18 protein-coding genes and 1 pseudogene are annotated in these 21,479 nt (G+C 73.5%); 10 read left to right on the top strand and 9 right to left on the bottom strand.

Features of this window, described 5'->3' with window-relative positions:
- Positions 1 to 5: 5 nt before the first annotated feature.
- The 4 genes from uraH to ACJ9NR_RS30545 form a co-directional block, all read right to left on the bottom strand.
- The gene (gene uraH, locus ACJ9NR_RS30560) at positions 6 to 428 is read right to left on the bottom strand and encodes a hydroxyisourate hydrolase (RefSeq protein WP_412491503.1); all 423 of its coding nucleotides are present in this window, start codon (positions 426 to 428) and stop codon (positions 6 to 8) included.
- 3 nt (positions 429 to 431) lie between these two features.
- Positions 432 to 944 (bottom strand): 2-oxo-4-hydroxy-4-carboxy-5-ureidoimidazoline decarboxylase, encoded by a 513-nt coding sequence (uraD, locus tag ACJ9NR_RS30555; RefSeq protein WP_412491504.1) that lies wholly within the window; start codon positions 942 to 944, stop codon positions 432 to 434.
- A gap of 122 nt (positions 945 to 1,066) precedes the next feature.
- Positions 1,067 to 1,435, bottom strand: a complete 369-nt coding sequence (locus tag ACJ9NR_RS30550; protein WP_412491505.1) for a helix-turn-helix domain-containing protein — start codon at positions 1,433 to 1,435, stop codon at positions 1,067 to 1,069.
- Positions 1,432 to 1,689, bottom strand: coding sequence for a hypothetical protein (locus ACJ9NR_RS30545; RefSeq protein ID WP_412491506.1), 258 nt, complete (start codon positions 1,687 to 1,689; stop codon positions 1,432 to 1,434). Before ACJ9NR_RS30545 ends, ACJ9NR_RS30550 begins: the two co-directional genes overlap by 4 nt.
- A 205-nt stretch (positions 1,690 to 1,894) precedes the next feature.
- On the opposite strand from ACJ9NR_RS30545, the gene ACJ9NR_RS30540 reads away from it, so the two are divergent.
- Positions 1,895 to 2,734, top strand: coding sequence for a TIM barrel protein (locus ACJ9NR_RS30540; RefSeq protein ID WP_412491507.1), 840 nt, complete (start codon positions 1,895 to 1,897; stop codon positions 2,732 to 2,734).
- 25 nt (positions 2,735 to 2,759) lie between these two features.
- The gene (locus ACJ9NR_RS30535) at positions 2,760 to 3,665 is read left to right on the top strand and encodes a 2-hydroxy-3-oxopropionate reductase (protein WP_412491508.1); all 906 of its coding nucleotides are present in this window, start codon (positions 2,760 to 2,762) and stop codon (positions 3,663 to 3,665) included.
- A gap of 1,266 nt (positions 3,666 to 4,931) precedes the next feature.
- Here the strand turns inward: ACJ9NR_RS30535 and gcl are convergent.
- Positions 4,932 to 6,716 (bottom strand): glyoxylate carboligase, encoded by a 1,785-nt coding sequence (gcl, locus tag ACJ9NR_RS30530; protein WP_412491509.1) that lies wholly within the window; start codon positions 6,714 to 6,716, stop codon positions 4,932 to 4,934.
- Positions 6,717 to 6,895: 179 nt separating this feature from the next.
- Between gcl and ACJ9NR_RS30525 the strand changes: the two genes are divergently transcribed.
- Positions 6,896 to 7,594: a hypothetical protein gene (locus tag ACJ9NR_RS30525; RefSeq protein WP_412491510.1), complete on the top strand. Its 699-nt coding sequence runs from the start codon at positions 6,896 to 6,898 to the stop codon at positions 7,592 to 7,594.
- A 47-nt stretch (positions 7,595 to 7,641) separates the two neighbouring features.
- Here the strand turns inward: ACJ9NR_RS30525 and ACJ9NR_RS30520 are convergent, their stop codons facing one another.
- Both ACJ9NR_RS30520 and ACJ9NR_RS30515 read right to left on the bottom strand, forming a co-directional pair.
- Positions 7,642 to 9,231, bottom strand: coding sequence for an AMP-binding protein (locus tag ACJ9NR_RS30520; RefSeq protein ID WP_412491511.1), 1,590 nt, complete (start codon positions 9,229 to 9,231; stop codon positions 7,642 to 7,644).
- Positions 9,228 to 10,904 carry an AMP-binding protein gene (locus ACJ9NR_RS30515; protein WP_412491512.1) on the bottom strand — a complete coding sequence of 559 codons (1,677 nt, stop codon included), beginning with the start codon at positions 10,902 to 10,904 and terminating at the stop codon, positions 9,228 to 9,230. The genes ACJ9NR_RS30520 and ACJ9NR_RS30515 overlap by 4 nt, the downstream gene beginning before the upstream one ends.
- A gap of 113 nt (positions 10,905 to 11,017) precedes the next feature.
- On the opposite strand from ACJ9NR_RS30515, the gene ACJ9NR_RS30510 reads away from it, so the two are divergent.
- The 4 genes and pseudogenes from ACJ9NR_RS30510 (at position 11,018) to ACJ9NR_RS30495 (ending at position 16,719) form a co-directional block, all read left to right on the top strand.
- Positions 11,018 to 11,851 (top strand): response regulator transcription factor, encoded by an 834-nt coding sequence (locus tag ACJ9NR_RS30510; RefSeq protein WP_412491513.1) that lies wholly within the window; start codon positions 11,018 to 11,020, stop codon positions 11,849 to 11,851.
- A gap of 163 nt (positions 11,852 to 12,014) precedes the next feature.
- Entirely contained in the window at positions 12,015 to 14,921 is a 2,907-nt protein-coding gene (locus ACJ9NR_RS30505) for an AAA family ATPase (RefSeq protein WP_412491514.1), read from the top strand.
- Positions 14,922 to 15,124: 203 nt separating this feature from the next.
- On the top strand, positions 15,125 to 15,916 hold the full coding sequence (locus ACJ9NR_RS30500) for a S1 family peptidase (RefSeq protein ID WP_412491515.1): 792 nt from the start codon (positions 15,125 to 15,127) through the stop codon (positions 15,914 to 15,916).
- A gap of 204 nt (positions 15,917 to 16,120) precedes the next feature.
- Positions 16,121 to 16,719, top strand: a pseudogene (locus ACJ9NR_RS30495) (LysE family translocator).
- Positions 16,720 to 16,745: 26 nt separating this feature from the next.
- Here ACJ9NR_RS30495 and ACJ9NR_RS30490 read toward each other — a convergent pair.
- Positions 16,746 to 17,882, bottom strand: coding sequence for a winged helix DNA-binding domain-containing protein (locus tag ACJ9NR_RS30490; protein WP_412491516.1), 1,137 nt, complete (start codon positions 17,880 to 17,882; stop codon positions 16,746 to 16,748).
- A gap of 355 nt (positions 17,883 to 18,237) precedes the next feature.
- Here ACJ9NR_RS30490 and ACJ9NR_RS30485 point away from each other — a divergent pair, with 355 nt between their 5' ends.
- From ACJ9NR_RS30485 to ACJ9NR_RS30475, 3 genes are all read left to right on the top strand, one after another.
- Positions 18,238 to 19,395 (top strand): magnesium and cobalt transport protein CorA, encoded by a 1,158-nt coding sequence (locus ACJ9NR_RS30485; protein WP_412491517.1) that lies wholly within the window; start codon positions 18,238 to 18,240, stop codon positions 19,393 to 19,395.
- Positions 19,396 to 19,491: 96 nt separating this feature from the next.
- The gene (locus ACJ9NR_RS30480) at positions 19,492 to 20,109 is read left to right on the top strand and encodes a thiol:disulfide interchange protein DsbA/DsbL (RefSeq protein WP_412491518.1); all 618 of its coding nucleotides are present in this window, start codon (positions 19,492 to 19,494) and stop codon (positions 20,107 to 20,109) included.
- A gap of 140 nt (positions 20,110 to 20,249) precedes the next feature.
- Positions 20,250 to 20,690, top strand: coding sequence for an SRPBCC family protein (locus tag ACJ9NR_RS30475; RefSeq protein WP_412491519.1), 441 nt, complete (start codon positions 20,250 to 20,252; stop codon positions 20,688 to 20,690).
- 43 nt (positions 20,691 to 20,733) lie between these two features.
- Here the strand turns inward: ACJ9NR_RS30475 and ACJ9NR_RS30470 are convergent, their stop codons facing one another.
- Positions 20,734 to 21,435: a GAF and ANTAR domain-containing protein gene (locus tag ACJ9NR_RS30470; RefSeq protein WP_412491520.1), complete on the bottom strand. Its 702-nt coding sequence runs from the start codon at positions 21,433 to 21,435 to the stop codon at positions 20,734 to 20,736.
- Positions 21,436 to 21,479 lie beyond the last annotated feature (44 nt).

Here is a 21,479-nt window from a genome sequence, read left to right as displayed (position 1 = left end):
GTCTGCTAGCTCCCTCGGTATACGGAGTAGCCGAACGGGTTGAGCAGCAGCGGTACGTGGTAGTGCTCCCCGGGCGTCACCGCGAAGGTGATCGTCACCTCGGGGAAGAACACGGCACCGCTGTCCCGATTCGCGGGGGCGTCCTGCTGCGCATCGGCTTGTTTCTTCTCGGTCTTCTCGGTCTTCTCGGTCTTCTCGAAGTACGCCTCGACCGCGAAGTCGAGCCGTACGTGGGTGGTTCCCCGCGGCAGCGCCGGCAGGTCCTTGCACCGGCCGTCCGCGTCGGTCGCGGAGCCGCCGAGCGCCTGCCAGTCCGCCTCGCGTCCGGCGCGGGCCGCGAGCCGGACGGCGACGCCCTCGGCGGGGCGGCCGGCGCTGGTGTCCAGGATGTGCGTGGACACGGAGGCGGCGGTGGTGCTGGTGCTCATGGGTCAGACTTCCTCTTCGACGAGCCGGGCCAGCCGGATGCGGTTGATCCCGCCCAGTTCGGTGCGGATGATCTCCTGTTCCCGCTCAGGCGGATTGCCGATCCGCTCCCTGACCGCGTCGCGCATCTGCTCACCGGTCCGGCCGGTGGCGCAGATGAGGAAGACGTGGCCGAACTTCTCCTGGTAGGCCAGGTTCAGTTCGAGCATCTCGGCCCTGAGCTCCGCGGAGGCGCCGGCCATGCCGCGCTGTTCCCGGGCCGAGGTGGACTCCCCCGGTTCGGGGCGGCCGATCGGCGGGTGCCCGGCCATCGCCTCGGCCAGGTCCGCGGCCGTCAGGTCGGCCGTGGCGGCGTCGCTCGCGGCGTAGAGCCGGTCGGGGGTGGCGTAGGGGCGGGCGGCGGTCAGCCGCCGCGCCCAGGTGGTGGAGGCGCACACCTCGCGGAGGGCGGCGAGGGCCGCGTGCTCCTGAAGTGCGTTGAACCGGGACAGGCCCGGGGGCGTGGAAGTCGACGTCACGGGAGCCTCCGTGGCCGCGTTGGGCCGTCGTGCTGAACGGGCGTGCCGATAGCTAACGCCCTCGGCAACCAGCCGTCAACACTTTGTTGAAAATTCACGGCGGCGGGACGGGACCGGCGATTTCAGGCGCCTTTGTCCCGGTTCAGGTAGTTGTACACGGTGAAGCGGCTGACGCCGAGGGCGCTCGCGACGGTCTCCACGCCGTGCCGCACCGCGAAGGCGCCCCGGGCCTCGAGCATCCGCACGACCTCCTGCTTGGCCCTGCGGTCCAGATCGGCCAGCGGCATGCCCCGCTTGCGCTCCATCGCGGCGAGGATGTGGTCGAGGGAGTCCGCGAGCTGGGGCAGGCGCACGGCGACCGCGTCGACACCCTGCCAGGAGAGCACGACGTCGTCGGGCCCGGCCTCGTCGGGCGGGAGCAGCTCGCCGCCCATGGCGTCGACCAGCGGTTTCACCGCCGTGATGAACGGTTCGTCCCCGGCCGCGGTCACTCGGCACCCTCCCCGGCGCCGACCACGTTGACCTGGAGCGAGATCCGGGTGGCGCCGGCCCGCAGCGTCCTGCGCAGCAGCGTGTCCACGGCGGTGAGCACGGCGTCCGTACCGCCCTCCACCGTGTTGCCGAACGGCCCGACGTCCACCGCGTCCAGCTCCGCCGCCTCGATCACCTCGCGGGCGGCCACCGCGTGCGCGGGGGCCTCGTCGAGGTCGAACGGCTCGGTCGTGAACTCCACTCTCAATCGCACGCGCACAACCTAACGCCCGGCGGGCGGGTTCCGGCAGGTCTGAACCCGGGCCAGCGCCGCCCGGCGGAGCCCCGGCGCGGCAGCGCGGGCCGCCGGTTTGCGTGAGCGCTCTTGACAGGTCTCCCCGGTCACAGGCAGTCTTCCATTAAGCAGAAACGAACTTCCGTAATACGGAATCACTTCACGGAAGGGAGCGCCGACCCCCATGGGATTCGCAGAGCAGCGCTTCAACGTCAACCTGTCGATCCTCTTCACGGAACTCCCGCTCCTGGAGCGCCCCGCGGCCGCCGCCGCGGCCGGCTTCACCGCGGTCGAGCTGTGGTGGCCCTGGGTCGACTCCCCCACCCCCGAGCGGTCCGAGCTCGACGCCCTGAAGACGGCGATCGAGGACGCGGGCGTACGGCTCACGGGGCTGAACTTCTACGCCGGGCGGCTGCCCGGCCCCGACCGGGGCGCGCTGTCGGTCCCGGGCGAGGAGTCGGAGAGGTTCCGCGCCAACATCGACGTGGCGGCCGGCTTCGCCCGGTCCCTGGGCTGCACGGCGCTCAACGCGCTGTACGGCAACCGCGTCGCGGGCGTGGACCCGGCCGAGCAGGACGCGCTGGCCCTGGAGAACCTCGTCCTGGCGGCCCGCGCGGCCGACCGCATCGGCGCGACCCTGCTGATCGAAACGCTCAACCAGCCGGAGTCGCCACTGTATCCGCTGGTCAGCGCACCGGCCGGGATCGGCGTCGTGGACCGGGTCAACGACGCGACGGGGCTCGGCAACGCGCGCTTCCTCATGGACCTCTACCACCTGTCCATGAACGGCGAGGACCTGCCCTCGGTGATCGAGCGGTACGCGGACCGGACCGGCCATGTGCAGATCGCCGACAACCCGGGGCGCGGCGCGCCGGGGACGGGCTCGCTGCCGCTGGAGGACCTCCTCGACCGGCTGGGAAAGGCGGGTTACGACGGCTGGGTCGGCCTGGAGTACAAGCCGGGCGACCGCCCCAGCGCCGAGGCCTTCGACTGGCTGCCCCGCGAAGCGCGCGCCGCCCGCTGACCTCCCTCACCGAAAGGCACACTTCATGAACACCCCCGCAGACTCCTCCCGCCCGGCGATCGCCTGGATCGGCCTCGGCATCATGGGCTCCCCCATGTCCGAGAACCTGATCAAGGCGGGTTACGACGTCACCGGCTTCACGCTGGAGCAGGACAAGCTTCAGCGGCTGGCCGCGGCCGGCGGCACCGCCGCCGCCTCGATCGCCGAGGCCGTCAGGGACGCCGACGTGATCATCACGATGGTGCCCGCCTCGCCGCAGGTCGAGGCGGTCGCCTACGGCCCCGACGGCATCCTCGAGAACGCGCGGCCCGGCGCGTTGCTGATCGACATGTCGTCGATCACCCCGCAGACCTCCGTCGACCTGGCGAAGGCCGCCGGGGAGAAGGGCATCCGGGTGCTGGACGCGCCCGTCTCCGGCGGTGAGGCCGGCGCCGTCGAGGCCGTGCTGTCCATCATGGTCGGCGGCGAACAGGCGGACTTCGACGCCGCGAAGCCGATCTTCGAGGCGCTGGGCACGACCATCGTGCTGTGCGGCCCGCACGGCTCGGGCCAGACCGTGAAGGCCGCCAACCAGCTGATCGTCGCCGTCAACATCCAGGCGTGCGCCGAGGCCGTGGTCTTCCTGGAGAAGTCGGGCGTGGACCTGAAGGCGGCGCTGGACGTGCTGGGCGGCGGCCTCGCGGGCTCCACCGTGCTGACGCGCAAGAAGGACAACTTCCTCCAGCGCGACTTCAAGCCGGGCTTCCGTATCGACCTGCACCACAAGGACATGGGCATCGTCACCGACGCCGCCCGCAACGTCGGAGCCGCGCTGCCCGTCGGCGCCGTGGTGGCCCAGCTGGTCGCCTCGCTGCGCGCCCAGGGCGACGGCGGCCTGGACCACTCTGCCCTGCTGCGGGCGGTGGAGCGCCTCTCCGGCGCCCGGCTCTGACGCGGCAAGGAACTTCCGGGCGGCGCCGCCGCCGACATCTGTCCTGTCGCGCCCAGGCGACGGCGCCGCCCGGAATCGACGTCACGGTCCACGCCCTGCGCGGGGACCGGCACAGACGGCCCGCGCACGAGCGGACCGGCCCGGATGAGGGGTGGCCGGCCGGACGTGCGCGGGCGGGGCGAGGACCGCGGCGGTGTGCGAGCCAGTGCGGTGGTGAAGGTTCCGGGCCCTCCTTCTTCGACCTGAGGGAAGGAGCGCCGCGGTGCCGTCGCATCCGCCGCGGTCCCAGCCGTCCTGGTACGGCTCCAGCAGACCCCGTCCGGCGGCGCGAACGTACTGTCGCGCCCAGCCTCGCGCCGCCGGACGGCCACAACCGAACATCTCACCGGCCGTCGGCGCCGGATGCGGACGCTCCCGCATCCGGCGCCGATCCGGTCCCGCCGGGGCGTGTGACAGCTGCTTCCGCACCACGAGGAGGCGTGAGCGGCCGCGTACGCCGGAGGACGCGGGACGTTCACGCGATCCTCAGAAGAACCTCTGAAGACGGCTCGGCACGCTGCAACCGCCCCCGCCTGGGGGCACGTTGTCCTCACGCGGGGCCCGCCGGCACGGGGGCGGCGGGCCCCGCGACGGGGTGTGCGACGGCAAGGTCCACGGCGGTCGTGCCCGGGCCGCACGAGAGCGCGCCGATACGGGGCGGCCGGCGGGCCGCGGTCACCGTCGCCGTACTCGGTCTGCGTCGGCGCGGGCCGCGGGCCGGGCGGGCACCGTGCGGATCTCGGGTCCGGCCGCGGGGGCCGCTCCTCCGCCGCCGGCGCCGGCGCCGTGCGCGCGGCGCTCCACCGGGGCCCGCGGGCACGGTGCGGTTGCCGGGGCGCCGAGGCGTGCGCGGAGCGCTCGCGGCGGCGCGGGACGGTCTTGCGTCCGCCGGGTCGCCGCGGGCCTTCCCGCCGGGCCGCACCGGCGCCGCGCGCCGGCCGCTCAAGGGACCGCGCGAGCGGCGTCCGCTGCCCGTGGAGCGGGCCGGCCGGCGGCGGAGATCCTGTGCGCGGTCGCGCTGCACGGCGAGAGGGCGCTGACGGCGCTCGTGCCGCGCTTCGCGCGGGGAGGCCGGGCCGACCGGCCGGACCGGTACCACGGAAGGTGAGCCGCCCGGCGTCTCCCGCGGCGGCGGGCTGAGCCGCGCGTCGGTGTGACGGCGCGGGCACGCGCGAAGGGGCGGCCCGTCCCACCGGACGGGCCGCCCCTTCGTCCGCACCCGGCGCGTCAGGCCTTCAGCGCCTTGATCGAGGTCGGGGCGTGCCCGGGCTCGGTCGCGATCTCCTCGAACTCGGTCACCTTGCTGATGTCGTTGGTGGTCGACATCGAGATGTTGGTGACGCGCTCCAGGATCGCCTCGACGACCACCGGCACCTGGAACTCGGCCGCGAGCTTCTTGGCCTGCTCCAGGGCCGCGCCCAGTTCGGCCGGGTCGGTCACCCGGATCGCCTTGCAGCCCAGGCCCTCGGCGACCTTGACGTGGTCGACGCCGTAGACGCCGAGCTCGGGCGAGTTGACGTTCTCGAACTCGAGGTTGACCTGGAAGTCGATGTCGAACGCCCGCTGCGCCTGGCGGATCAGGCCGAGGTAGGAGTTGTTGACCAGGACGTGCACGTAAGGGATCTTGTGCTGCGCGCCGACCGCCAGTTCCTCGATCATGAACTGGAAGTCGTAGTCGCCGGAGAGGGCGACGACCTGCGCCTCGGGGTCGGCCGTGGCGACGCCCAGCGCGGCCGGGATCGTCCAGCCGAGGGGGCCCGCCTGGCCGCAGTTGATCCAGTGGCGCGGCTTGAAGACGTGCAGCATCTGGGCGCCGGCGATCTGCGAGAGGCCGATGGTGGAGACGTACCGGGTCTCCGGTCCGAAGGCCTTGTTCATCTCCTCGTAGACGCGCTGGGGCTTGATCGGGATGTCGTCGAAGTGGGTACGGCGCTGCAGGACCGCCTTCTTCTCCTGCGCCGAGGCGGCCCACGCGGACCGGTCGGGCAGCTCGCCGGCCGCCTTCGACTCCCGTGCCACCTCGACGAAGAGCTCCAGCGCGGCCTTCGCGTCCGAGGCGATGCCGTACTCCGGGGCGAAGATCCTGCCGATCTGGGTGGGGTCGACGTCCACGTGGACGAACGTGCGGCCGGCCGTGTAGACGTCCAGCCTGCCGGTGTGGCGGTTGGCCCAGCGGTTGCCGATGCCGAGGACGAAGTCGGACTCCAGGAAGGTCGCGTTGCCGTAGCGGTGCGAGGTCTGCAGGCCCACCATGCCGGCGTTCAGTTCGTGGTCGTCCGGCAGCACGCCCCAGCCCATCAGGGTCGGGACGACCGGGATGCCGGTCAGCTCGGCGAACTCGACGAGGAGTCCGGCGGCGTCGGCGTTGATGACGCCGCCGCCGGCGACGATCAGCGGACGCTCGGAGGCGTTCAGCAGCGCGAGCGCCTTCTCGATCTGGGCCCGGGTCGCGGCCGGCTTGTGGACCGGCAGCGGCTCGTACGTCTCCGGGTCGAACTCGATCTCGGTGAGCTGGACGTCGATCGGCAGGTCGATCAGGACCGGGCCGGGGCGGCCGGAGCGCATCAGGTGGAAGGCCTGCTGGAAGACGCCGGGCACCTGCGCGGCCTCCAGCACCGTGACCGCCATCTTCGCGACCGGCCTGGCGATCGAGGCGATGTCGACGGCCTGGAAGTCCTCTTTGTGGATCACGGCGGTCGGGGCCTGGCCCGTGACGCACAGGATCGGGACGGAGTCGCCGGTGGCGGAGTACAGGCCGGTGATCATGTCGGTGCCCGCCGGGCCCGAAGTGCCGATGCAGACGCCGATGTTGCCCGGATGCGTACGGGTGTAGCCCTCCGCCATGTGCGAGGCGCCCTCGACGTGGCGGGCGAGGGTGTGGCGGACACCGCCGGATGCCTTCAGCGCGGCGTAGAAGGGGTTGATCGCCGCGCCGGGCACACCGAACGCGTTGGTGACGCCCTCGCGCTTGAGGATCTCAACTGCCGCGCGGGCAGCGGTCATACGTGCCATCGAGTACTCCTGCTTCGGCTGTCGGATTCGCACGCCCGTCGCGCCCCGCGGTGGCTCTTCCGTGTCGGCTTCACTCTGTCTTCCGCATTGCGGAAACATATTTCTACTATCTGGAATCAATGTAGGAGGGGTGAGGAAGGCAGTCAAGAGAGGGACAAGCAGGCGTCCGCAGGAGGACGATGAGGGTCATGTCCGAGAGCGTCCCGGTCCGCTGTCCGGCCTGCCGGCGCGAGCACCTGTACACGGCGCCGTCGTATCCCTGTGTGTGCGGCGCCCGTGTCGCGCCCTCGCTCGACCGGCACGGGAGCGCGACGGCCGTCACGTACGAGAGCTGGGAGGACGGCTGGGTCACCCTGCGGTGCGCCGGCTGCGGCCGCGGGAACCAGTGGCCGCGCCCGGAGCTGGGCTGCCCGTGCGGCACGCTGCTGCGCGTGCCGACGGCGGAGGGCGAGGCCGCGACCGCGGCGGCCACGCCCTCCGGGCCCCGCGGGGGACGCCGCTCCCCCTTCCGGCCCGTCACCATCCACACCGCCCGCGACGCGGTGACGGCCACCGCCGTGTATCTGCGCTGGCTCGGCTACCGGGACATCCGCCGCGCCGACCAGCGGCCCCCCTCCGGCATCGGCATCGCCGCCCGCGGCCTGGTGGCCCAGGTCGACCCGACCGCCTACCCGGCCTCCCCGCGGGACGTGGAGTGCCTGTGGCTGACCGCCATGACGGAGTCGGCGAACTGCGTCTACTTCTCCCTGACCGGCTACGCCTCCGAGGCCCGCACCCGCGCCGACGCCCTCGGCATCCCCCTGTTCGTCCTGGACCTCACGGGCACCCCGCAGCCGGTGAACGGCCCGGCGGACGAACTGGACGCCACCGGCGTCTGAGCACCGGTGGCGTCACGGAGGCGAACCGCCCGGACACGGGCGGGACTTCAGTCCCCGTACCTCTCCCGCAGCTCCACCTTGCGCACCTTGCCCGACACGGTCATCGGGAAGTCCTCCAGGACCTCGAGCAGGCTCGGGACCTTGTAGTGGGCCAGCCGGCCCGCGCAGTAGGCGCGCACGTCGTCCAGGGTCGGCGGGTCGGCCGGGTCGCGGGGGATGACGCAGGCGAGGACCTCCTCGCCGTAGCGTTCGTGCGGCACGCCCACGACCTGGACGTCCCTGATCTTCGGGTGGCCGTAGAGGAACTCCTCGATCTCCCGCGGGTAGATGTTCTCGCCGCCACGGATGATCATGTCCTTGATGCGGCCGACGATCTCGACGTAGCCGTCCTCGCGCATCGTCGCCAGGTCGCCGGTGTGCATCCAGCGGCCGGCGTCGACGGCCTCGGCGGTCTTCTCGGGCTCGTTCCAGTAGCCGAGCATCACGCTGTAGCCGCGGGTGCACAGCTCGCCCGCGCTGCCGCGCGGCCGGGTCACCCCGGTGGCCGGGTCGACGACCTTGACCTCGATGTGCGGCAGCACCCGGCCGACCGTGCCGGTGCGGTGCTCCAGGTCGTCGTCCATCCGGGTCTGCAGGGAGACCGGGGAGGTCTCGGTCATGCCGTAGCAGATGGAGACCTCCTCCATGTGCATCTCGGCGACCACCCGCTTCATCACCTCCACCGGGCAGGGCGAGCCCGCCATGATCCCGGTGCGCAGGGAGGTGAGGTCGTAGCCCGCGAAGCCGGGGAGGCCGAGCTCCGCGATGAACATCGTCGGCACGCCGTACAGCGAGGTGCAGCGCTCCTGCTGGACCGCGTCGAGGGTGGCCTTCGGCTCGAACGAGGGGGCCGGGATGACGATGCAGGCGCCGTGCGAGGTGGCGGCGAGGTTGCACATCACCATGCCGAAGCAGTGGTAGAAGGGCACCGGCACGCAGATCCGGTCCTGCTCGGTGTAGCCGACCAGCTCACCCACGAAGTAGCCGTTGTTGAGGATGTTGTGGTGGGAGAGGGTGGCCCCCTTGGGGAAGCCCGTCGTGCCCGAGGTGTACTGGATGTTGATGGGGTCGTCGCAGGACAGCGCCTCGTACGCCGCCTCCGGCGTGGCCCGGGCGAGCAGCGCCTCCCAGCCCGGGTCGCCGATGTACACCACCTCGCGCAGCTCCGGGCAGCGGCCGCGCACGTCGCCGACCATCGCCCGGTAGTCGCTGCCCTTGTGGCTGAGCGAGGCGAACAGCAGCGAGACGCCCGACTGGTTCAGGACGTACTCGACCTCGTGGGTGCGGTAGGCCGGGTTGATGTTCACCATGACGGCGCCGATACGGGCGGTGGCGTACTGGACCAGGACCCACTCCGGGCAGTTGACCGCCCAGATGCCCACCCGGTCCCCCTTGGCGACCCCGCTCGCCCGCAGCGCCCGCGCCAGCCGCTCGACGTCCGCGCCGAATCCGGCGTACGTCCAGCGCCGCCCCGACGGCACGTCGACGAGCACCTCGCGGTCGGGCCAGGCCGCCACGGCCCGGTCCAGGTTGGCGCCGATGGTGTCCCCGAGCAGGACGGTGCCGCTCGTCCCGTGCGCGTACGACAGCTCACTCACCGGAAGTCCTCCTCGCGGTACTCCTGGTCCGAACCGGCGGCGGTCGCCTCGCGCAGCTCGACGCGGCGGATCTTGCCGGAGACGGTCTTGGGTAGCGCCGCGAACTCCAGCCGGCGGATGCGCTTGTACGGGGCGAGCACCTCGCGGGAGTGCTCGAAGATCACCTTCGCGGTGCCGGGGCCCGGCTGCCAGCCCTCGGCCAGCACCACGTAGGCCTTGGGGACGGCGAGGCGCACCTCGTCCGGGGCGGGCACGACGGCCGCCTCCGCCACCGCCTCGTGCTCCAGCAGCGCGCTCTCCAGCTCGAAGGGGCTGATCTTGTAGTCGGAGGCCTTGAAGACGTCGTCGCTGCGGCCGACGTAGGTGATGTAGCCCTCGGCGTCCCGGGCGCCGATGTCGCCGGTGCGGTAGTAGCCGCCGGCCATCGCCTCCGCGGTGCGCTCCGGGTCGCCGTGGTAGCCCGTCATCAGGCCGGCGGGGCGGGCCGACAGGTCGAGGGAGATCTCGCCCTCCGTGGCGCCGGGCGCGCCCGTCACGGGGTCCAGCAGCTCGACCCTGTACCCCGGGCTCGGCCGCCCCATGGACCCGGTCTTCAGCGGCTGGCCGGGGCTGTTGGCGACCTGCACGGCCGTCTCCGTCTGCCCGAAGCCGTCCCGGACGGTCACGCCCCAGGCGCGCCGCACCTGCTCGATGACCTCGGGGTTCAGCGGCTCCCCGGCGGCGACGGCCTCGCGCGGCTTGCCGCGCAGCCGGGTGAGGTCGGCCTGGATGAGCATGCGCCAGACGGTCGGCGGGGCGCAGAAGGTGGTGACGCCCGCGCGGTCCATCTCGGCCAGCAGGCGGGCCGCGTCGAAGCGCGTGTAGTTGTGGATGAAGACGGTCGCCTCGGCGTTCCAGGGCGCGAAGAGGTTGGACCAGGCGTGCTTGGCCCAGCCGGGCGAGGAGATGTTGAGGTGCACGTCGCCGGGCTTGAGGCCGATCCAGTACATGGTGGCCAGGTGGCCGATCGGGTACGAGGTGTGGGTGTGCTCGACCAGCTTGGGGCGGGCGGTGGTGCCCGAGGTGAAGTACAGCATCAGCGGGTCGTCGGAGAGCGTCGGGCCGTCCGGCAGGAACTCGGCGGGCGCGACGGCGTACGCGTCCTCGTACGGCTCCCAGCCGTCCGCGGGCAGCCCGCCGACGCTGATGCGGGTGTAGGCGCCGGGGACGTCGTCGAACTTGGCGGTGTCCTCGGCCCGCACCACGACGTGCCGGACGCGGCCCCGCTCGACGCGGTCGCGCAGGTCGACCGGGCCGAGCAGCGGGGTGGCCGGGATGACCACGGCGCGCAGCTTCATCGCGGCCAGCGCGGTCTCCCACAGCTCGACCTGGTTGCCGAGCATGACGAGGACCCGGTCCTCGGCCCCGACGCCCCGGTCGCGCAGCCAGTTGGCCACCCGGTCCGAGCGCTCGGCCATCTCCGCGAAGGAGACCCGCACCTCGCTGCCGTCCTCCTCGACGATGTGCAGGGCGGTCCGGTCGTTGCCCTCGGCGATGACGTCGAACCAGTCGAGCGCCCAGTTGAAGTGCTCGGGCCGGGGCCAGCTGAACCCCTCGTAGGCCTTCGCGTAGTCCTCGCGGTGCTCCAGCAGGAAGTCCCGCGCGCTGCGGAAGAGCTCCGTCGCGGTCGTCATGTGTCCTCCTCGTGCCGGACCATTGCCGGGCGGCTCTCTGCCATCGTGTAATCCGTGATGCAGGTCTCACTACCCCCGAACGGGGGTGTGTGCTGCAGGAAAGGGCAGAACAGGTGACAGCAGACCCGGCCGGAGCGGTCGAGATACGCAACGCCCTGGTACGGCTGCGGCGCGCCACCGGGCTCCCGGTCGCCTTCGGCGGGCTGGTGGAGGCGGGCCGCCACCAGGTGCGCATCAGCGAGCTCAACGGCGCGGCCACGCTCGCGCTGAGCGGCCTCCCGGTGAGCTCCGGCAACGGCCTGGGCGGCCGGGCGGTCGCCCTCGCCCGGCCGTGCGCCGTCACGGACTACCGCGCGTCGCCGCAGATCAGCCACGAGTACGACATCCCCGTCGCCACGGAGGGCCTGCACTCCATCCTCGCGGTGCCGGTGGTGGTACGGCGCCGGGTGCGCGGTGTGCTCTACGGCGCCCTGCGCACCCCCCGGCCGCTCGGCGACCGCGTGCTGGACGCGGCGATGGTGGTGGCGCGGGACGTGGAGCAGGCGCTGGCCGTCGGGGACGAGGCCCGGAGCCTGGCGGCGGCCGCCCGCGCCGGGCAGGCGCCGGACGCCTCCGCGGGCGCGGCCTGGGAGCAGGTGCGCGAGGCGCACGCGGCGCTGCGGGCGCTGGCGCCGCGGATCGCGGACCCGGCGCTGCGCGCGGAACTGCTCGACGCGTGCGAGCTGCTGACACCGGAGGTGGCCGGCCCGGCGGTGCGGCTGGCCCCCCGCGAGCTGGACGTGCTCGCCTGCGTGGCGGCCGGCGCCACGAACGCCGTCACCTCGGAGCGGCTGGGGCTGCGCCCGGAGACGGTGAAGAGCTACCTGCGCTCGGCCATGCGCAAACTGGGCGCGCACACGCGGGGGGAGGCGGTCGCCGCGGCACGCCGTACCGGGCTGCTGCCGTAGTCTGGGGCCACCGCGCGCGCCAAGGTCATCTATTCCTGCGGCCGGGTTCTGAATTTCCCCATGCTGCACCATTGTTATGTCCCTCACCGCCCCGTCCGCCGGGATTTCAAAGAGACATTGCCTAGAATTTGGTGGGGACACGACACGTGGAGGGGAGCGGACCGTGCGAGGGGACTTCAAGGAGCCTGCCCGTCGCCGCCCCGACCTGGTCATCGGCAGGGAGGAGCTGCTGAGGGCGGCGCGTGAGCAGCTCGCCCGCGGCGGCAGTGTCCTGCTCCACGGCCCCGCCGGAATAGGAAAGTCGACCGCTCTGCGGGCATTGGCCACCGAATACGGGACGGCGACCCGTACGGTGTTGCGCTGCTCGGCGACCGAGTCCGAATCCCATCTCCCGTTCCTGGCCCTCGCGGACCTGTTCGGGCTGGTCGCCGAGGAGGTGTCCGGCAAGCTCCCGCCCGCCCAGCGCACGGCCCTGGAGTCGGCGCTCACCGGCCGCGGCGAGTCCACCCTCCAGCGCGACGGCCTCGCCCTGCGCCTGGCCGTGCTCTCCGTCCTGCGCGCCCTGGCCGCCGAGGGCCCGGTCCTGCTCGTCGCCGACGACCTGCAGTGGCTGGACTCGGCGAGCGCGGAACTCCTCGGCTTCGCCGTCCGCCGCCTCGGCGACGCCCCGGTGCAGCTGCTGTGCGCGGTGCGCACCGAGGGCCAGGAGTACGACCGCCACCTGCGCGCCGCGCCGCCCGACACCCTCGCCGTCCGGCTCGGGGCGCTCACGCGCGGCCAGGTCTCCGCGCTCCTGGACCACCGCGGCTACACCGGCCTGCCCCGCTCCACGGTCCGCGACATCCACCGCACCAGCGGCGGCAACCCGCTCTTCGCCCTGGAACTGGGCCGCGCCCTGGCCGAGAACCCCACCCCGCCCCGGCCCGGCGAGCCGCTGCCGGTGCCCACCTCGCTGCGCACCCTCGTCCTCAACCGCCTCGACCTGCTGTCCGCCGAGGCCCGCCGCACGCTCCTGGTGGCGAGCGCCGGCGCCCGGCCCACCCTGGCCCTGCTGCACGCGGCCGGCCGGGACGACGCCGAGGCCGAGACCGTCCAGGCCGCCGAACTCGGGCTGCTGGCGACGGAGCCGGAGGGCCCCGCCGTACGGTTCGCGCACCCGCTGGTCTCGGCCGCCCTGTACGCGGAGGCGCCCGCGCAGGAGCGGCGCGCCGCGCACGCGGCGCTGTCCACGGCGGCCTCCGACCCGATCGAGCGCGCCCGTCACCTCGCCCTCGCGACCACCGGCACCGATCCGGAGGCCGCGGCCCGCCTCGCCGAGGCCGCGGCGCTGGCCCGGGACCGCGGGGCGCCCTCGGTCGCCGCGTCGCTCGGACTGCTCGCCGCCCGGCACACCCCCGCCGGCCACGAGCCGGGCCCGGACGAGCGCCGGCTCCAGGCCGCCGAGGACGCGATCACCGCCGGCGAGGCGGACCTCGCCCGGGACATCGCCCGCGACGTGCTGACCCGGGCCACCGCGCCCGCGGACCGGGTCCGGGCCTGGATGGTGGTGATCGAGGCGGCCGGGCAGGCCCTCGGCGACGTCGACACGGCCTATCCGCAGGCCCTCGCCGACGCCGGCGACGACCCGCGGCTGCTCGCCCTGGTCCACTACCAGCTGGCCTGGCGCGGACTGGTCGTGGAGGGCGACTTCGCCGAGGGCCGGGAGGAGGCCGCGCACGCGGCGGAGCTCGCCGCCCGGGCCGGCGACCGCCGCACCGAACTCCTCGCGCTCGCCCTCCAGGCGCAGACGGAGACCCTGATGGGCCATCCGGACGCCCCCGCGACCATCAAGCGCGCCCTGAAGGAACCCCAGGACCCGCAGGTGGCCTGCCATCACAACGGGGTGGGCGCGACCCGCTTCCGCTGGCTGATCATGAGCGATCAGCTGCCCGAGGCCCGCGCCACCGTCAACGCGCTGCTGCGCGAGGCGCGGCGGCGCGGCATGGTCGAGAGCGAGGTGCACTTCGTGCGGCTGCTCGCCGAGACCGAGCTGCGCTCCGGGCACTGCGGCCGCGCCCTCGACCTGGCCCGGGAGAGCATGCGGCTGGCCCGTGACTCCGGGGTCGGCGAGATCCCCTCCGCCGTGCTCGCCTCCCTGACCGAGGCCTCGGGCGGCGACCCGCAGCGGGCGCTGGCGCTGGCACGGGAGGCGGTGGAGCACGCCGAGCAGGCCGGCGACCAGATGTACGTGTCGCGCGGGCTGACCGCGCTCGGGCACGCCCAGCTGGTCGCGGGGGACGCCAGGGGCGCCGTCCGCTCACTGCGCCGGGTGCGGGAGCTGGAGCGCGGGTTCGGCATCACCGACCCGGCCCGCGGCCGCTGGCACGGCGACCTCGCCGAAGCCCTCGTACGGACCGGTGAGCCCGACGAGGCGCAGCACCTGGTCGACGTGGCGCGCGCCCACGCGCTGCGGCTCGGGCGGGAGAGCGTGCTGGGGGTGCTGGACCGGGCCGAGGCGCTGGTGAAGGCCGCGCGCGGGGAGCACGAGGCCGCGCTCGCCCAGCTGACGTCGGCACAGGACCGGCTCGCCAAACTGGGGTACGGCCTGGAGGAGGCACGGGCGGCGTTCGCGCTGGCGTCGCTGCGCCCCGGCCGGCCCGGCTTCGCCGCGGGGGCCCGCGGGTGGCGCGAGCACGAGCGCGCGGAGGCCCGCGAGCACGAGCGCGCTCCCGCCACCGGCCCCGGCGTCCCGGAGACGGGCCGGGAGGACACCCCCTACGACGAGGCGGCCCGGCTGTTCCGCCGCTGCCGGGCGCTGCCCTGGCTGCGGCAGGTGGAGGCGGCCGCAGCGGCGAGCCGGGTGGAACCGATCGCCCCCGCCGCCGCGTCGGAGGGTCTGGAAGGTCTCGCGTCGATGGAACGCCAGGTGGCCGCGCTCGTCATGGAGGGGGCCACCAACCGGGAGATCGCCGCCCGGTTGTTCATCAGCGTCAAGACCGTCGAGGCGACGCTGACCCGGGTCTACCGCAAGCTGGGGATCCGCTCGCGCGTGGACATCGTCCGTTTGGCGGCCGCACGGCGCGCGAAGTGACGGCGCGCCGGGTTAACTGAGGCCGACCGAGGGTTTTCCCTCACCCCACCCCCTAGGGGGTTCCCTCATTGGGAGCCCGGGGTTCGGGGTCCTAGCGTGATGGACGTGCCGCTCGCCCGGGCATACGGGGGTCGGTCCCGCGGCCCCCGTGCTACGCCCCCACCCGCGCGACCCCCCACCGGCAACACCCGCTGAGGAGACTCATGTTCGGGCTCACCCGTGCCAGACAGGCAGCCGCGCTCGTGGCGGCGACCGCAGCGGCGGCCGCCACCGCACTGCTCGGCGCGCCGTCCGCGGCAGCCGCGCCCCAGCCCATCGTGGGCGGCACGACCACCACCACAACGGCCTATCCGTTCGTCATGCAGATCACCGACGCCTCGCAGCGGCAGTTCTGCGGCGGCACCCTCGTCTCGGCCACCAAGGTGGTCACGGCCGCCCACTGCATGGCCGGCGAGACCCCCGGCGCCGTCCGCGTCGTCGGCGGCCGCACCTACCTCGACGGCACGAACGGAACCGTCGGCAAGGTCAGCGGGATCTGGGTGGACCCCGGCTACACGGACGCCACCAAGGGCGACGACGTGGCCGTCCTGACGCTCGCGAAGGCCATGCCGTACCCGGCGGCGGAGTACGTCACGGCCGCGGACACCTCGGTGTACGCGGCCGGCACCACCGCCCGCATCCTCGGATGGGGCACCACCTCGGAGAACGGCAGCTCCTCCGACCAGCTGCGGACCGCGACCGTCCCCGTCGTGGCCGACTCAGGCTGCAAGAGCTCCTACGGTTCGGACTTCGTCCAGTCCGACATGTTCTGCGCCGGATACTCCTCCGGCGGCGTAGACACCTGCCAGGGCGACAGCGGCGGTCCCCTGCTCATCGGGGGCGTCCTGGCAGGGATCACTTCCTGGGGCGAAGGGTGCGCGGAGGCCGGTTACCCGGGTGTCTACACCCGGCTGACCACCTTCTCCGACCTGGTCACCGAGCAGATCCGCTCATGACCCGGCAGGACTGAGCACCCCTCAGGTGAGAGACAAGGGGGCGTTGCGGGCTACCACGAGCTGCCCGCAGCGCCCCCTTTCCACGTTCCGTTTCCGCGTTCCCTTTCCACGTTCGGTTTCCGCGTTTCCACGTTCCGTGGACCCGGCTCTGGAGGGGAGCCGGCGGGCCCTGCTTCAATGAGCGCCCGGATGGGAGTGATGCGCATGGTCTCCACGGACCGTCTCCTCGCCTTCGCCGCGATGTCCCTGCTGGTCATCGTGATCCCGGGCCCGAGCGTGCTGTTCGTCATCGGCCGGGCCCTGGCCCACGGCCGCCGCACCGCCGTGGCGACGGCGATCGGCAACGTCTTCGGCTCCTATCTGCTGGTGGTGGCCGTCGCGGTCGGCATCGGCGCGCTGGTGGAGCGGTCGGTGACGGTCCACCTGGCGGTGAAGCTGGCCGGTGCGGCCTACCTCGTGTACCTGGGCGTGCACGCCTTCCGCCACCGCGGACAGCTGAGGGCGTCGGCCATCGACCGGCCGGCCGGGCCGGCGCGCGGTGATCTGCGGACCGTGCTGGACGGCGTGCGGCGGTCGGAGCGGGCGAACCAGGCGCGCGCCGCCGACGCCGTCAGACCCCAGAGGGCGTCGGTGACCAGGCCGATCGAGATCGGGACCAGGCCGAGCAGCAGCATCTGCACAGGGACGTGGCCCGCCGGGTGGTCGACGAACTGGGGGAGCACGGCGGCGAAGAACACCACCCCCTTGGCTTCACGATGATCGGGCTGGGGCTGACGGTGGCCGTGACGGGCCGCGCCGACTGACGGGCCCCGGTCCCGGTACGCGGTGCTCACGGGATCACGGTCCCGAACCGGATGCCGTGGGACTCCTCCGGGTGCATGGTCGCGAGCATCCGTTCGCCCTCCCGCACCAGCTCCTCCCGATCGCGCCCGCCGAGCGTGCCGAAGGGCTCGATGACGAGCGCGTCCTCCGTCAGCTTCCACACCCCGGCCAGGAAACCGTCGACGAGGAAGGTGCGGTGCACGACGTTGCCCACCCAGCTGCGGCCCCGGTACTCGGCGGGGACGACCCGGGTACGGTCGGCGTGCGAGAGGAGCAGGTTGTCGAACTCGGGCAGGAAGCGGGGCGGTGCGGGCGTGCCGGCGTCCGGGCGGGGCGCGTCGGGGAGGTCGAAGAGCTCGACGCCGTTGCTGTCGCGGAAGGTGACGAGCCGCGGGCGCAGCCGCTCGAAGACCTCGCGCAGCCGGGTCAGCCCGGCCCAGGTCTGCATGTCCTTCACGGAAGCCGGACCGAAGGCGGCGAGGTAGCGCAGGACGGTGGCGTCGGGAGCCGGGGCCGCTTCGGCGGGGCGGCCCAGCCAGTGCTCGGCGGTGGTCAGGGCGACCCGGCCGCTTCTGCCCCACAGCCCGCGCGGGGTGACCTGGACCAGCGGGAGCGTGCAACGGGCGGCGACGGCGAGGGACTGCGGGTCGGCGTCGGGCCACTCGGCCAGCAGGGCCTCGCGCAGCTCCTTCATGGTGCGCGGCTCGGCCTCCACCAGCTCGCGGGCGAGCGTGGCGAGCCGGCCGAGGTCGACACCGGCGAGTCCCTTGCGGAAGCCGGTCAGTTCGCGGTCGCGGGCCGGCTGGACGAGCGGGCGCAGGGTGAGGCAGTCGGCGGCGGTGTGGGTGTGGATGGTCGAGCGCATGGTGACGATGCGGACGACCTCGCGGTCCGCCATCAGCGCCGACAGCTCCTCGGGGCGGAAGCCGTCGAGACGGGCGGCGAGCGCGTAGTACGGCGGCTTGACGTTCTGCGCCTGGAGCCCGAGGAGATGTCCGACCGCCGCCTTCGCGTCCAGCGGCGACCGGCCCAGCAGCAGCTGCCGTCGCAGCGTGGCGCGGTTGAGGTCGCGGGTGCTGAGCACGGGGCTCGTCGCGGTCGTGGTCTTCGGGGCGGTTCGCTGCGTCGTGCTCCGCTTCGTCATGCTCCGCACGCTAACCGCTCCGCTGGGTGTACGGCGCCGGGTCGTCGTCCGTCCGCGGCGCCGCCGTGGCCGGTCGCGCGGTTCCCGCGCCCCTTCGGGCGCGGCCGGACGGCAGCCGACTCCGCCGGACCCGCTCAGTGCCGCGACGGGCCGACGGCAATCCGCGGCACGTCCCGGCCGGCCGCCCGGTCGCCCGCGCCCCCTGCCCGCACCGCCCCTCCCCCGGCCCGCTCGCGGACCCCGCGCGCCGCGACGCTCACCGGGCCCCGCGACCGCGGGCCGTCCCGCCGTCATCCGTCCCGGATATCCTGCCCGGGATCACGCCGGCCGCGAGCAGGAACCGGGAGGCAACCGCATGTCCGAGCGACGCGCCCGTCCGGAGGCGAGGAGCACCCGCAGGTCCGTCTGGCGCCGCGCGCCGGCCCCGCCGCCACCGTCGTCGGGGACGCCGGAGCCCGCGGCCGAGCCGGCCTCCGGGGAACCGGCGGAGGCCGGGGGCGTGGTCCGGGCGGCGCTGTACCGCGACGGCGTCCGTGTCTCCTCGCCCGCCACCCTCGCCGACACCTACCGCGAGCTGCGCGACCGGCCCTCCGGCATGGCCTGGATCGGCCTCGCCCGCCCCACCGAGGCTGAACTGCTGTCCCTGGCCGCCGAGTTCGGGCTGCACCCGCTGGCGGTCGAGGACGCGATGGAGGCCCACCAGCGCCCGAAACTGGAGCGCTACGGCGACACGCTCTTCGTCGTGCTGCGCGCCGCCCGCTACCTCGACGCCCCGGAGGAGGTCGACTTCGGCGAGCTGCACGTGTTCGTGGGCCCCGACTTCGTCATCACCGTCCGGCACGGCCCCGCCCCAGACCTGTCCGCGGTCCGCCGCCGTATGGAGGACTCCCCGGAGCTGCTGAAGCTGGGGCCGGAGGCGGTCCTGTACGCCATCCTCGACGCCGTCGTCGACGGGTACGCGCCGGTCGTCGCGGGCGTGCAGAACGACATCGACGAGATCGAGACCGAGGTCTTCCGCGGCGATCCCGAGGTCTCCCGCCGGATCTACGAACTCTCCCGCGAGATGGTCGAGTTCCAGCGCGCCACCCGCCCTCTGGTCGGCATGCTGCACGGCCTGATCGCCGGGTTCTCCAAGTACGGCACCGACGAGGAGCTCCAGCGTCATCTGCGGGACGTCGCCGACCACGTCACGCACACCAGCGAACGCGTCGACGGCTTCCGCCAGGCCCTCACGGACATCCTCACGGTGAACGCGACGCTGGTCACCCAGCAGCAGAACGCGGAGATGCGGGCGCTCGCGCAGGCGGGGTTCGAGCAGAACGAGGAGATCAAGAGGATCTCGTCCTGGGCGGCGATCCTGTTCGCGCCGACGCTGGTGGGCACGATCTACGGGATGAACTTCCGGCACATGCCGGAGCTGGGCTGGGGCTTCGGCTACCCCTTCGCACTCGGCCTGATGGGCGTGGTCTGCTTCGGCCTCTACGTGATCTTCAAGCGGCGGGACTGGCTCTGACGGCCGCCGCCCGGCGCCCGCCGCGGGCGGCCGATCGGGGGAACCGCGCGTGTGTCGGCGGGGCGCGCCGGGAAGCGGGGCGCCAGGGTGACCGCCATGAAGAAGACGATGCGCCTGCTGGCGCTCACCGCCGTGCTGACCTGCCTGCTCGGGGCCTCCTCCGGCGACCCGAAGGAGGGAACGCAGTACTTCCGCCTCAAGCACCCGGTCGCCGGTGTGGACGCCCACCAGGTGGTGGAGGTGTTCTGGTACGACTGCCCCGACTCCTACGCGTTCGAGAAGCCGCTGGAGACCTGGGCCGCACGGCAGCATCCGCGGGTCAAGGTGGTGCGCGTGCCCGCGGCCTGGCCCGACCGGCCCGACCAACTCGCCTACGCCCGCCTGTACTACACCCTGGACCGGCTCGGCCTCGCGGAGCGGGAGGCGCTCCCGGTCTTCCGTGCCGTACGCGACCGGCACCAGGACCTCACCTCCGAGAAGCGCGTCCTGGCCTGGGCGGCCGAGCGGGGACTCGACGTGGGCGCGGTACGAAGGGCCTACCGCTCGAAGGCCGTTGACGCCGCTGTCGAGGCGGCGCCCGCGCTCCGGGAGCGCTACCAGGTGGTCGAGGAACCCACCGTGGTGGTGGGCGGCCGCTTCCGTACGTCACCGCTGCAGGTCGGCAGCGCCTCCGAGACCGTCTCGGTGATGGACCACCTGTACCGCACCGCCTGAGCGGGGACGGGAAAACGGTCGCGTACCGTCCGGAATCCGGCGTCCCGTCCGTGCCGTGCCGCGCCCGGGCCACTGGTCCACGTGCGTGACGCACCGCTGAACAGCCCAGTGAGCAGCGCGGATTGCCTACGATTCGTCATGTGGTCAACTTCCTTCTCGAACGCACGGCACCGCTCCCCCTCGACGAGGCGTGGCGCCGCCTCACCCAGTGGCGCCGCCACGGCGACGTGATCCCCCTGACCCGGGTGACCGTGGTCCCGCCGGCGCCGACCGATGTCGGCACGCTGGTCGTGACCCGTTCGGGAATCTGGCCCCTGGCCTTCGAGGACCCCATGGAGGTGACGGTCTGGCGCCCGCCCACGGACGCCGCGGCGGGCCTGTGCCGGCTGGAGAAGCGGGGGCGGGTCGTCACCGGCTGGGCCGAGATCGAGGTCCGTCCGGGGCCGGGCGGCCGGAGCAGGGTGGTCTGGCGCGAGGAACTCGCCGTCGGCTTCCTCCCCCGCCTTCTCGACCCGCTGCTCGGCGCGGCGGCCCGCTCCATGTTCGGCAGAGCGGTGAACCGGCTGCTCAGGACGGCCTGACGCCCTGCCGGCCCGATGCCGGCCCCTCGCCTGCGACGGCGGGTCAGTGCGGGGGGTCGTCGTCCAGGCGGGACTGGTGGTGGACGACGTCGTGCGCGACGTCCAAGAGGGGGCGGTTGTGGGTGAAGGCGTAGGCGCGCAGCCGGGCGAGGGCCTGGTCGATGGGGATGTCGAGCAGGACGGTCAGGGCGCCCGTCGCCTGGTGGATGAGGGCCCGGTGCAGGGGCAGCGGGTCGTCGCTGCCCATGTCGTGCGTGCCGTCGGGCGTGGTGAGGATCGCGGTGGCGCCCTCGGCGAGCGCGAGGAGGCCGCTCATCTGGTGGCGGGTGAGCGGGCCGGGGGTGGCGCGGTGACCGGTGAGAGCGCCCAGCCGGATGGCACCGAGGTCGAGGGGCACGGCGTGCACGGCGCCCGGGAGCCGGTCGCGGGTGGCGGGCAGCAGGGCGGGCCAGCGCTGTTCGGGCACGGCCTGCAGGTCGGGGACGAGCACGGTCTCGCCGGTGCGGACCGCGTCCAGGGTGGGCCCCTCGCCGAGGGTGTACTGCAGGTCCTCGAAGGAGATGCCGGTGGTGTCGGCCGGGTCGTACCAGATCAGTTCGAGGCCGGACCGGTCCAGCAGGGCGATGGTCAGTCCGTCGAGACCGATCGCGGCCGCGCAGAGGGCGGGCCGGAGCGCGCTGAGGCCCTTGCCGCCCTGGGCGGCGGCGGCCAGCAGCGCGGGGATGTCGGGGACGTCTGCGAGCACCGCGGGGCTCCTTGGTGAGCGCGTCGGGCGGCCGGTGGCGCCGA

Source organism: Streptomyces sediminimaris, from assembly GCF_047049295.1.
In the GTDB taxonomy this organism is placed as follows: domain Bacteria; phylum Actinomycetota; class Actinomycetes; order Streptomycetales; family Streptomycetaceae; genus Streptomyces; species Streptomyces sediminimaris.
Note: the sequence above shows the minus strand (reverse complement) of the source record. Positions and strands in the feature narration are given on the sequence as shown.